Annotated in this window: 8 protein-coding genes and 1 other RNA gene; 3 read left to right on the forward strand and 6 right to left on the reverse strand. The window is 38.9% G+C overall.

The genetic code is table 11. The annotated features are described in order from the left end of the window. Positions 1-295: 295 nt before the first annotated feature. Together fsa and ffs are read right to left on the reverse strand one after the other, a co-directional pair. Positions 296-955, reverse strand: a complete 660-nt coding sequence (gene fsa, locus J7E57_RS25605; RefSeq protein ID WP_215132360.1) for a fructose-6-phosphate aldolase — start codon at positions 953-955, stop codon at positions 296-298. An 86-nt stretch (positions 956-1,041) separates the two neighbouring features. After that, positions 1,042-1,141: signal recognition particle sRNA small type (ffs, locus tag J7E57_RS25610), an RNA gene on the reverse strand. 422 nt (positions 1,142-1,563) lie between these two features. Here ffs and gltB point away from each other — a divergent pair. Further along, entirely contained in the window at positions 1,564-6,063 is a 4,500-nt protein-coding gene (gene gltB, locus J7E57_RS25615) for a glutamate synthase large subunit (RefSeq protein WP_215132359.1), read from the forward strand. Between the two features lie 3 nt (positions 6,064-6,066). After that, positions 6,067-7,533, forward strand: a complete 1,467-nt coding sequence (locus J7E57_RS25620) for a glutamate synthase subunit beta (protein ID WP_215132358.1) — start codon at positions 6,067-6,069, stop codon at positions 7,531-7,533. Positions 7,534-7,988: 455 nt separating this feature from the next. Here the strand turns inward: J7E57_RS25620 and J7E57_RS25625 are convergent, their stop codons facing one another. The 4 genes from J7E57_RS25625 to J7E57_RS25640 all read right to left on the reverse strand — a co-directional run bounded on the left by J7E57_RS25625 (position 7,989) and on the right by J7E57_RS25640 (position 12,057). Then, positions 7,989-9,326 carry an OmpA family protein gene (locus J7E57_RS25625; protein WP_215132356.1) on the reverse strand — a complete coding sequence of 446 codons (1,338 nt, stop codon included), beginning with the start codon at positions 9,324-9,326 and terminating at the stop codon, positions 7,989-7,991. Positions 9,327-9,562: 236 nt separating this feature from the next. Then, entirely contained in the window at positions 9,563-10,225 is a 663-nt protein-coding gene (locus J7E57_RS25630) for a YdeI/OmpD-associated family protein (protein WP_215132355.1), read from the reverse strand. Positions 10,226-10,297: 72 nt separating this feature from the next. Further along, complete coding sequence (locus J7E57_RS25635; protein WP_029274397.1) at positions 10,298-10,828, reverse strand: RNA methyltransferase; 531 nt, start codon at positions 10,826-10,828, stop codon at positions 10,298-10,300. 62 nt (positions 10,829-10,890) lie between these two features. Then, the gene (locus J7E57_RS25640) at positions 10,891-12,057 is read right to left on the reverse strand and encodes a galactokinase (protein WP_215132354.1); all 1,167 of its coding nucleotides are present in this window, start codon (positions 12,055-12,057) and stop codon (positions 10,891-10,893) included. 76 nt (positions 12,058-12,133) lie between these two features. On the opposite strand from J7E57_RS25640, the gene J7E57_RS25645 reads away from it, so the two are divergent. After that, on the forward strand, positions 12,134-13,183 hold the full coding sequence (locus J7E57_RS25645; protein ID WP_215132352.1) for an aldose epimerase family protein: 1,050 nt from the start codon (positions 12,134-12,136) through the stop codon (positions 13,181-13,183). Positions 13,184-13,185: the final 2 nt, after the last annotated feature.

Genomic DNA, 13,185 nt, shown 5'->3' on the forward strand with positions numbered 1-13,185 from the left:
GTAAAGATATGAGCAGGACTACAGAAACCTACGAGCACTGTTTCTGCGCTCCAAAAAAAAAATCGCAATGACTTAGGAGTTTAGAAAGGGAAGGAGCGGATGAATAACTTCGTAAGTCAGAAGCTTCTGAAATTCTAATGCGCTTTTCCCCGCTTAATACTTACGAAATCCTGCCAGGCTCAGTCCATTGAGGTTTCGTAAGATGTCCATAAAATAAAAAAGACCTAAGTTAAATAACAACTTAGGTCTTTTTTATGCGTTTGGAACTCAACACTCCAAACTAAAAACTCCAAACTTACTTACTGGCAGCTTTAGCGTGGTCAGCTAAAAATGTAGCTAAACCGCTATCTGTTAGTGGGTGTTTTAATAAACCTGCAATAGCAGCCAAAGGTGCAGTAATTACATCAGCACCTAATTTAGCACAGTTTACAATGTGTAATGGTCCACGGATTGATGCAGCTAAAATCTGAGTTTCGTAACCGTAGTTATCAAAAATAGTTCTGATATCTTCAATTAAAACCAAACCATCGCTAGAAATATCATCTAAACGGCCTAAAAACGGAGAAACATAAGTAGCTCCAGCTTTAGCAGCTAATAATGCCTGTCCGGCAGAAAAAATTAAAGTACAGTTGGTTTTAATTCCTTTTGACGAGAAATATTTAATGGCTTTAACACCATCTTTAATCATTGGTACTTTTACTACGATTTTCGGGTTTAAAGCGGCTAAAGCTTCACCTTCTTTAACAATTTCATCGAAAGTAGTAGCAATAACTTCTGCACTTACGTTATCATCAACAATATCGCAGATCGCTTTGTAGTGGTTAATTACATTTTGTTCGCCAGTAATACCTTCTTTCGCCATTAAGCTAGGGTTGGTGGTTACGCCATCTAAAATGCCAAGATCTTGCGCTTCTTTGATTTGATCAAGATTTGCTGTGTCAATAAAAAATTTCATGTTTATAAATTCTTAAATATTTGAGTTTCTATGATTGAACCCTGAAGAATTTAGTTCCCCCTTCAGGGGATTAAGGGAAAAGAAAAAAAGGGCAAGCACCTTCTATCGCACCGCTACAACCTTCTACCCTTGCTGTGTTCCCACCCTGGGGGAGTTCAAAGGGAGCTGGTCGTAAAAGACTTGCCCGGCCACAAAGGTAGAAAAAGAAGTTGTTACACAAAATGCATTTTTGTATTTTTTTTCTCTTTTAGGCTATGTAGCTGATTAGTAAATTAATAAAATTAAAATGTGTATTTTTAGAAGTTAGCAGGAAATACAAGATAAACAATTTTTCAAGCAGAATGTTTATATATAAATTAAATATTCATAAATAAATCATTAATTAAAACGTTTTAGGTCTGAATTTTACAGAAAAAGCAAATTTATTGTACAATATTACCATTATAAATTTGATAAATATTTATCGCTATCATTATCATTTTTTCAATCGAAACGCTTTAAATTACTTAAGAACTAAAATTTTTCTAAAAATCATATCAACTCTGTAATTTAAGATTTGTTTTTCGTATCTTAGTGTTTCCTATACACTAACAACTAACGAGCAAAGAATGGAACCAAACAGTGGATTGTACGATGCGCAATTTGAACACGATGCCTGCGGTATTGGGTTCGTTGCACATGTGAAAGGGCGAAAATCGCATCAAATCATCTCTGATGCACTTACTATTTTAGAGAATCTAGATCATAGAGGGGCATGTGGAGCAGAACCAAATACAGGCGATGGTGCAGGTATTATGATTCAGATTCCTCACGAATTTTTTTACGACGAATGTTTAAAAGCTGGCTTTAGCCTACCAGAAACCAATAACTATGGTGTAGGTATGTTATTTATGCCAAAAGATATCAGATCGAGAGAAGAGTGCAGAGAATTGATTTACCGTGCCGCCGAAAAATTAGGCCTGGAAATTTTAGGCTTTAGAAAAGTTGATGTTGACACAACAGATATTGGCAATATGGCCCTTTCTGTTGAACCAGAAATTGAGCAGGTATTTATTGCCCGTCCTTATGCAGTGGCACCAGGGGCAGATTTCGAACGTAAACTTTATATTTTTAAAAATTACCTGATTAAACTGATCGTAAACACCGTTCATGGTGGTAAAGATTTTTATATTGTTTCGCTTTCTGCGCAAACCATTATATATAAAGGTCAGCTTACTTCTTTACAGGTACGAACATACTTTACCGATCTAACCGATAAGCGCATGGTTTCTGCTTTAGGTTTAGTTCACTCACGTTTTGCCACCAATACTTTCCCTTCGTGGAGATTGGCCCAGCCATTCCGCTTTATTGCACATAATGGTGAGATCAATACTTTACAAGGAAATTTAAACTGGTTTAGAGCAGGCGTTAAATCTTTTGCTTCGGCTTACTTTACGCCTGAAGAATTAGATATGTTATTACCTGTAATTGATGAAACCAATTCAGATTCAGGCTGTTTGGATAATGTTATAGAACTGTTACTTCACTCAGGAAGGACCCTGCCTCATGTATTAATGATGTTGGTGCCGGAGGCCTGGGATGGTAATGAAGATATGGATCCTGTTAAAAGAGCATTCTACGAATTCCATGCTACTTTAATGGAGCCATGGGATGGACCTGCAGCGATTGCTTTTACCGACGGTAAATTAATAGGTGCTACTTTAGACCGTAATGGTCTTCGCCCTTCCCGTTATGCCATTACTTCTGATGACCGCGTAATTATGGGCTCTGAGGCCGGTGCATTAGCCATCGACCAAAGTACCGTAATCGAAAAAGGCCGTTTAACACCTGGCAAAATGTTCGTGGTGGATATGGAGCAGGGCAGGATTATCAGTGATAACGAAATTAAAGAAGAAGTTTGTAGTAAAAGCCCTTACGCCGATTGGATTAATCAATACCAGATCCGTTTAGAGGAATTACCTGAGCCACGTGTAATGTTCACCGGCTTATCTACAGAGTCTATTTTTAAATATCAACAGGTTTTTGGTTACAGCAGAGAAGATGTAGATCTTTTGCTTAAACCTATGGCTATTGAAGGTAAAGAACCGATCGGTTCGATGGGTACCGATACACCATTGGCTATTTTATCAAAACGGCCTCAGCATCTATCTTCTTATTTTAAGCAGTTATTTGCTCAGGTAACCAATCCGCCAATTGATCCGATCAGGGAAAAAGTGGTAATGAGTTTGGCCAGTTTTATGGGGAGCATGGGTAACTTATTGGAAGAAACACCAAAACAAGCGCACTGTGTAGCCATTAAACATCCAATTTTAACCAATCAGGAATTAGAAAAGTTAAGAAGTATTGATACAGGTGTTTTCCAGGCGAAAACTTTACAGACTTATTTCAGGGCTGATGGCAAACCAGGCGCTATGGCAAAAGCCTTAGACCGTTTATGCCGTTATGCGGTTGATGCAGTTGAAGATGGTTTCCAGGTAATTGTATTAACCGATAGGGCTATTGACTCTGAGCATGCTGCAATGCCTTCTTTATTGGCGGTTTCTGCTGTACACCATCACTTAATCCGCAAGGGATACCGTGGTGCTGTAGGTATTGTGATAGAGGCTGGTGATATTTGGGAAGTACATCATTTCGCCACATTACTGGGCTTTGGCGTTACCGCAATTAACCCTTACCTGGCTTTGGAAACCATTAATGAGTTTAAACAAGAATCGGGCTTATCAACAGAGCAGCTTACCAAGAACTATATCTACGCGGTAAATAGTGGTCTACTTAAAATTTTCTCTAAAATGGGAATCTCTACCTTGCAATCATACCAGGGTGCACAGATTTTCGAGATTTTAGGATTAAATAAGCAAGTAGTAAATACTTATTTTACGGGTGCGGTTTCACGTATCGGTGGATTAGGACTGGATGAAATTGCAAGAGAAACATTAATTAAACATCACCGCAGTTTTGGTCCGTTAACAGAAACCGAAAACCTGTTGCCAGCAGGTGGAACTTATAAATTCCGCCGTAAAGGTGAAGCGCATTTGTTTAACCCACAAACCATCCACTTGTTGCAGAACGCAACACGTAAAAACGATTACAATATTTTCAAACAGTACTCTAAGCTGGTGAATGAGCAAACACAACAAGCTTATACCATCCGTGGATTGTTCGAATTTAACTATAGCCGTCCATCGGTACCTTTAAATGAGGTAGAATCTACTGAAGCAATTTTAAAAAGATTTGCAACCGGGGCAATGTCCTTCGGTTCAATTTCTCATGAGGCACACTCTACTTTAGCAATTGCCATGAACCGTATCGGTGGAAAGAGCAATACCGGAGAAGGTGGTGAAGATGAAATGCGGTATACCAAATTGCCAAATGGCGATAGCATGCGTTCAGCTATTAAACAAGTTGCTTCTGCACGTTTTGGTGTAACGAGTTATTATTTAACCAATGCTGATGAGTTACAGATTAAAATGGCTCAGGGTGCTAAACCAGGAGAAGGTGGACAACTACCAGGACACAAAGTGGATGACTGGATTGCAAAAGTTCGTCACTCTACGCCAGGGGTTGGTTTAATTTCACCTCCACCTCACCACGATATTTATTCGATCGAAGATTTAGCGCAGTTAATTTTTGATTTGAAAAATGCTAACCGTGCAGCAAGGATCAATGTGAAACTGGTTTCGAAAGCTGGCGTGGGTACTATCGCCGCGGGTGTTGCTAAAGCACATGCCGATGTGATTCTGGTATCTGGTTTTGATGGTGGAACAGGAGCATCTCCTTTAACTTCAATTCAACATGCTGGTTTACCATGGGAGTTAGGCTTAGCAGAAGCACACCAAACTTTGGTAAAAAACAAATTGCGTAACCGTATCGTGTTACAAACAGATGGTCAGCTTAAAACGGGTAGAGATATCGCTATCGCTGCATTATTAGGTGCTGAAGAATGGGGGGTTGCGACAGCAGCCTTAGTAACTTCGGGATGTATTATGATGCGTAAATGCCATTTAAATACCTGTCCGGTAGGGGTAGCAACACAAGATCCGGAATTAAGAAAATTATTTACTGGTGATGCTGATCACATAGTGAACTTATTTTATTTCCTTGCGGAGGAATTACGTGAGATTATGGCTGAGTTAGGTTTCAGAACCATCCACGAAATGATTGGCCAGGCTGATATTTTAAAAGCACGCGAACTGCCTGCTGAAGACTGGAAATTGAAACACCTTGATTTATCAGCGATATTATATAAAGCTGAAGAAAATGGTCTGCCTTTATTTAATACTGAAGGCCAGGATCATGGTTTGGATCATGTTTTAGATCATAAATTAATTGCTGCTGCACAACCTGCTATTGATCATAACGAACCGGTTTTTGCCAGTTTCGATGTAAAAAATACCGACCGTGCACTGGGTACCATGTTATCAAATGAAATTTCGAAAGTTCATTTAGGCGCTGGTTTACCTCCTGACACGATCAACTTTAAATTTGTTGGTTCGGCCGGACAGAGTTTCGGTGCTTTCAATACCCGTGGGGTAACATTATCACTAGAAGGTGAAGCGAACGATTACGTGGGTAAAGGTTTATCGGGCGCAAGATTGGCCATTTATCCTTTCTCAAACTCAACTTTTATCCCTGAGCAAAATATCATTATCGGTAACGTAGCCCTGTATGGTGCAACTTCTGGTGAGTTATTTGCCCGTGGTAAAGCAGGTGAGCGTTTCGCCGTGCGTAACTCTGGTGCAACAGCTGTTGTTGAAGGAGTGGGCGATCATGGTTGCGAATATATGACAGGTGGTGAAGTGCTGATTCTTGGTGATACCGGAAGCAATTTCGCTGCTGGTATGAGTGGTGGTGTAGCCTGGATTTATGATGCCAACGGAACTTTTGCACGTAAATGCAATAAAGAAATGGTTGATCTTGATCCATTACAAGCTGAGGATGAGGAGCGTATTTTAGCTTTACTTAAAACGCATATCCGCTTAACGGATAGTAAAGTAGCTGAGTTTATCTTAAGCGACTGGAAAACTCAATCTGCTCATTTCGTAAAAGTATTCCCTAAAGAATACAAAGCAGTTTTAAGCAAACGTAATCAACAAGTAAAAACACACTAGGCCATGGGAAAAGTAACAGGATTTCAAGAATACGATAGAGTTGCGCCCACTAAAGAAGAGGCTGCAACACGTGTAAAACACTACGGGGAATTTTTAAATGAATTACCCTCAAAAGAATTAAATAATCAGGCTGCCCGTTGTATGGATTGCGGCGTACCTTTCTGCCAATCGGGCTGCCCATTGGGTAACGTGATACCAGAATTTAACGACGCCGTTTATCAAGGTAAATGGGAATTAGCTGCAAATATTTTACTAAGTACCAATAATTTCCCTGAATTTACAGGTAGAATTTGCCCTGCGCCATGCGAATCAGCATGTGTATTAGGCATTAACCGCCCGCCGGTTTCTATCGAAGAAATTGAAAAACACATCATCGAAATTGCTTTCGAAAAAGGATTTATCAAAGCAAAAGCACCATTAATCAGAACTGGTAAAAAAGTAGCTGTAATTGGTTCAGGTCCTGCGGGCTTAGCTGCTGCTGCTCAATTAAATAAAGTTGGACACGAAGTTACCGTTTTCGAACGTGACGATGCTCCGGGTGGTTTATTGAGATACGGTATTCCTGATTTTAAACTACAAAAAAATGTGGTAGATCGCCGCATCGATTTAATGAAAGAAGAAGGTATTATTTTTAAATGTAATGCCAATGTTGGCGAGAATGTTGAGATCGGTACATTGTTACGCGATTTCAACGCGATTGTATTGGCTGGTGGTTCAACTATTCCACGCGATTTACCAATTGATGGCCGTTCTGCCAAAGGGGTTCACTTTGCAATGGATTTCTTGAAACAACAAAATAAACGTGTAGCGAGCAGAGCCGTTGAAACGGAAGATATTATGGCTACCGGTAAAAATGTAATCGTAATTGGTGGCGGCGATACCGGATCTGACTGTATTGGTACTTCAAACCGCCATGGTGCGAAATCAGTTACACAATTCGAGATTATGCCGATGCCGCCACAGGCACGTAACGAGCATATGCCTTGGCCAAATTACCCAATGTTGCTAAAAAATACTTCTTCTCATGAAGAAGGTGCACAAAGGGCTTGGTCGGTAAATACTAAAAACTTTATTGCTGATGAAAAAGGAAACCTTAAAGCATTAAAAGTAGTTGATGTAGAGTGGGAAATTGATGCAAACGGACGTCCGGTTACTTTTAAAGAAGTAGCTGGTACCGAAAGAGATCTTCCATGCGAACTGGTACTTTTAGCAATGGGCTTCTTACATCCTCAAAAAGAAGGTTTAATTGAGAAATTAGGTGTGGAATTGGATAACCGCGGAAACGTAAAAGCATCTGAACACACTTACCAAACCAATATTGCTAAGATTTTTGCTGCAGGTGATGTTCGCCGCGGACAATCATTAGTAGTTTGGGCCATTTCAGAAGGTAGAGAAGCTGCCCGTAAGGTAGACGAATACTTGATGGGAACAACTAAACTCGCATCGAAAGATGCGGTTGCATACGCATAGTAGGTTTAAATTCTATATTTTTAGGGTCGTGGTTTGCACCACGACCTTTTTTGTTTTTTATGCGGTCGTCATACTGACCTTGTTTCATTACCAGTTTGTATAAACGGCATCAGCATCTTTTACCAGACAGCCAGTTAAAACAATATGATAAACGCTTCATTGTGGGTTCTTTCACCATCACACTTTTTCAACGGATACCCGCTGGGCCCAGTACCGGCAAGATAAACGACGAAACAAGGGCGGGATCAAGCTACACACCCTGACCGTTTAAAATTGGGAACCTTGGAAATAGATTTTAAAACATAAACAAATTAGCTAACTAATAAACCTCCATTTATTTTCTATATCAATTTTAACCGGACAACAGTGAAGTAAATTCAGCATGACGCAACGTATATAAAAAAAGCTCCTCAGAAATTAATCTGAGGAGCTTTTTTGTTAACTTTTATTTACCATTAGTATAAAGTAAACTCTACACGACGGTTTTGTTGACGGCCAGCTGCAGTTTTGTTTGTTGCAATTGGTTGGTCTGGTCCGTAACCTGTAGCTTCGATTCTTGATGCATTTGCACCTTGAGATACTAAATAAGCTTTTACCGATTCTGCTCTGTCTTTAGATAAACGTAAGTTTAATTCTCTACCGCCGGTATTATCAGTATGACCAGCTAATTTTAAGCTGAAGTTTTTCTCAACCAATAAACCAGCAACATGATTTAAAGTAGCAAATGATTTAGAACGGATAGTTGATTTACCTAAATCGAACTCTAAGTTAGAAATCGCATCTTTAACAACTTTACGGTCAGCTTCAGTAATTACTCTAGTTTCTTTAATTACTTCACGTTGAACTTTGATCGGACAACCAGAGCCATCAACAACAGTACCCGATGCAGTACCAGGACATTTATCGAATTTGTTTGCTACACCATCATTATCATCATCGCCTAGATCTTTAGCATACTGCTCTCTATCGCGTTGTGCATTTTGCTCAGCGGTTGATAATGCTCTCCTTAATTCAGCACTTTCCTCAGCAGTTTGCTTGTTTAAATTGGCCAATGAGCTATAGTTTTGTAACTGAGGTTTTGATTTATCTCCAATGGCAAACTCTAAACCAGCGTGTGCATAGGCAAACCTATCGTTTGTAGAACCATTAAATCCATCAAATTTAGCCGATTTAACAAAGTTAACATCGTAACCTAAATCGACATTGATACCTTTAGCTACACCTAGTTTTAAACCAGCACCAACTGGTACAAACCAACCTTCTCTGTAAGAACCGGCATCATTGGTATTAGGAGTTGTGGTAGCGCCTGACGACATATAACCAGCACCAGCTTTTAAATAAGGGATAAGTACTGCATTTTCTTGGTTGATGCTAATGTTTGCTACATTCCAAACTGCAGATAAAGCACCCGACCATTGGATATTGGTTTTATAACCTGTGTTTGCAGCATAAGTAGTATTTCCATTTGCGTCAACTCCATTGGCCAATCTCAATTCTTCAACTTTACCGCCCAAGAAATCGGCTTGAATACCTAAAGAAGGTAAAATTTGTTTTTTAATGTAACCACCGTAACCGATGTGCTCAACTGGAGTTTCAAATTGATGGTTCGAATTGCCAAAAATAGTTCTTGGGGTTAATAAACCTCCATGAACACCAATAGACCAGGTACGGAATTGAGTAGGAGAGAAACGGCCTGCAGCGCTTGTGCTGGTTGGCGTTTCCTGTGCAAATAATTGTGATGATAAACCTAATAAAGCAATCAACATTGTTGATTTAGTAATCCTTGTATTCATGTTTTTCTATTTTGTAAATATTAGTCTCTTAACAGTTTTTACATCATACTGTTTTGCAAGGGCTAAGAAAAAACCCTGCCAAAAGCATTGTTTTTCTTACAAATAGCATGTTATCAGAAGATTAGGAGAGTAAATAAATTTCGCAAAAATGTTACTACGTAACTGAAATCACGTTGATTTTTGTATAGTATTCTATACAAAAAATTAAAAAGAACCTTTGTGTAGTAGTTTAAATTCTACTTGTCTGACGGATTTTTCTTATTGTTCAGTAACATCTCGAGTGTTGTTTCGAGCCTGTTTGTACGCGTCTTTTCCTGTTTCGCAGATAAAAGCCAAAGTACGTATTCTTTCCTGTGGGAGTAAGCGAGTTGGTTAAAGTAATCTAATGCTTTAGGATGGCTTTCTAAAAGGGTTTTTAAATCTTCAGGGAGTGTAACGGTTTTATTTATTGGATCTATATATCCGCCAAATTCGTTGGTCTTAATATGATCATTTCTCAAGCCTGATGGCTTTACCTCGGTGATGAATTTTAAACGCAGGGCAGTCCAGGTTTCATTTACTGCAACTGAAGCACAGGGTGTTAAACCAAACTTTTTAAGCTCTTGCCAGCTTTTCATCAGATCAAGATCAGATTTGATTTTTGAAGATTTTTTAGGATAGAATACCCAAAAAATAGTTTTTGCATCAATATGGCAAATATTACTTTCAATTTGCTGGTTAAGTTGATCTGTGCTCGTGGTAAAAATGATTAATACTTTAAAATAAACTTCTTCAGTATATTTTATAGCGATATATGGATCGACCTCACCAAAAATGGTAACCGCATCCTCGGGTGCATTTATTACCCTAACAGTGTAGTTAGGTTTAACCTGAAGTTTTTTTAATAATAAATTTTCCATTTTATAAGTCTGATCAACATTGTGTCCTTTGCGCCCTTTCTCTGTGTTCTTTGTGGTTAAAAAATAGATGAATTACAGCCTCAATTTAGCGAAGAAATCCCAAAAAACAATACCGGCAGAGATTACGATGTTAAAGGAATGTTTGGTTCCAAATTGAGGAATTTCGATACATTCATCAATTTTTGCCATCACTTCGTCGCTCACACCATCAACCTCGTTTCCAAAAATCAGTGCATATTTTTTATCCTGATCGGGCTGGAAAGTGTTCAGCATGGTACTGTTTTCGGCTTGTTCTATTGCAATGATCTCATAACCCAAGGCCCTTAAGGCATCAACTGCCTGTAAGGTATCGGTATAATGAATCCAATCTACAGATTGCGTAGCGCCTAGCGCTGTTTTCTCAATTTCGCGGTGCGGCGGTTGAGCCGTTATACCACAAAGGATAACTTTTTCCAATGCAAATCCGTCGGCTGTGCGGAATATCGAACCTACGTTGTGCATACTGCGCACATTATCCAACACCACCACAACAGGTAATTTTTCCTGTGCTTTAAACGCTTCAATATCCGGACGATTAAGCTCGTCTAATTTTAATTTTCTCATTATTTTAATTGATTACACAGATTGAGGGATTACATCGATTGGATATAATTTCGGAACTGTGCTTATCCATAAGTATCTGTTGTTAAATGTGGGCCATTGCCAATTTCGCTAATGTAAATCGCAGCGGGATAGCCAATCTTATCTACGTAATAATCGGTTAAATGTTTTGCAAAGTCTTCTTCAAAGCCTTTCTCTAACAAAGCTATTGCACATCCGCCAAATCCGGCACCGGTCATACGGGCACCTATAACATGCTCATAATCTGTGCAAAAATCTACTACTGTATCCAATTCTTTTCCGCTTACTTCATATAATGTTTTTAATGATTCGTGCGAGGCATACATCAAGCGGCCAAATTCTTCCAGGTTTCCGCCGTTTAAGGCTTTAGCCGCTAAATGAACCCGATCATTTTCTTTAACCACATGTGCTGCACGGTTTAAAATAGTTTCATCTGTTATTAAATGGCTGTGTAATGCAAATTTCTCAGCAGTTAATTCGCAAAGATAATGAAGTGTTATTTCCTGGTTCAGCAATTTCAGTGCGGTTTGGCATTCAGCTACGCGCTCGTTGTATTTAGAATCTGCTAATTCTCTTGGTTTATTGGTATTGATGATGGCCAAAACATAATTGCCCAGGTCAACATCAACCATTTTGTATTTTAAGGTCTCACAGTCTAAAACAATCGCTTTGTTTTTTTCGCCAAAAGCAACTGCAAACTGATCCATAATACCAGAATTTAAGCCTATAAAATCATTCTCAACACGTTTGGCGATTTTAACCAGTTCCAGTTGATCATAACCAAGATTAAAATAAGTATTTAAAGCATAAGCTGTGGCGATTTCTATAGAAGCTGAAGAGGAGAGCCCTGATCCGATTGGGATGTTTCCATAAAACAGAAAATCCATTCCATTAATTTCTTTTCCATCTTTAATAAATTCGTTGATCACACCTATAGGGTAATTGGCCCATAAGCTGCCATCTTTATCGTTTGTGGTATTGCTTGTTACCTCAGTTTGAACTTCAAAGTTTAAGCTTTTAAACCTGAATTTATGATCATTATTTGGGGCAATGGCCACCCAGGTTCCCAGGGTAATGGCACAGGGCATAACTAAACCGCCATTATAATCGATGTGTTCGCCTATCAGGTTAACACGCCCGGGGGTAAAATAAACGGCATCAGCTTTTTTATGGTATTGCTCGGCAAATTTTTCCTCAAGGTTAATGTTCATTTGGCTAAAATATATTTATAAAAAGCATTAATAATAGTATGTTTGTTTAGGAAACAAAAGCCCTAAGTTACAATTTATGAGCGTTCAGCAAATACCTACCGGAAAAATTATTGATGGCGAAGAAGTTATCGCAATCGAACTAACCAACAGTAAAGGCACTTATGTGAAAATATTCAATTATGGTGCGATTATTAACAAATTTGTAGTTAAAAACGCTAAGGGCGAAAAGCAGGATATCGTTCTTGGTTTCGACACTTTTGATGAATATCTTGATCCGGCTTATCTGGCAAATGGGGCCTATTTAGGCGCTGTAGTTGGTCGCTATGCAAACCGCATTAAAAATGGCAGGTTCACCATTGACGAGGAAACGTACCAATTGGCACAAAATGCAGGTACCGATACCTTACATGGCGGTATTGTGGGATTTGATAAAAAAGTTTGGGATGTTATTGAGCTAGGTGATGGACCACAAGCGTCGGTTACGTTACAATATGAAAGTGTAGATGGCGAAGAGAATTTTCCTGGAAACCTGATCGTTGATTTAACTTTCGAACTTACCGAAAATGATGAATTGATTTTAAGTTATGAAGCAGAAACTGACCAGGCTACTGCAATTAATTTAACACACCATGGTTATTTTAACTTAGCACCAAACGGAGGTAATATTAAAAACCACAAACAGCAGATTTTCGCTTCAAATTACCTTGAACAGGACAGCAACTATTCTGTAACAGGCAAATTGATCCCTGTTGAAGGTACACACATGGATTTTACAAAATCTAAAGCGATAGGTCAGGATTGGGATGAGGAAGAAGGTTACGACCAAACCTACGTTCTGGATAAAATTTACGGCGACTTATCGTTAGCAAGTAAAACAATTGAAGAAGAAAGTGGTTTAGTTTTAAGCGTATATACCACAGAACCGGTAGCACATCTATATACTGCAAAATATTTAGATGTTAAAAATGGTAAAGGCGGAAAGGATTATGGAAGTTACGGGGCATTTTGCATAGAAACTCAACATCATCCAAATGCAGTTAATATTCCAACCTTCCCGAGCACTATTTTGAGGCCAGAGGATTTGTATACGCAAACAACGATTTACAAAGTTTCACTAATCAAATAATT

Source organism: Pedobacter sp. ISL-64 (assembly GCF_018613605.1).
GTDB lineage: Bacteria > Bacteroidota > Bacteroidia > Sphingobacteriales > Sphingobacteriaceae > Pedobacter.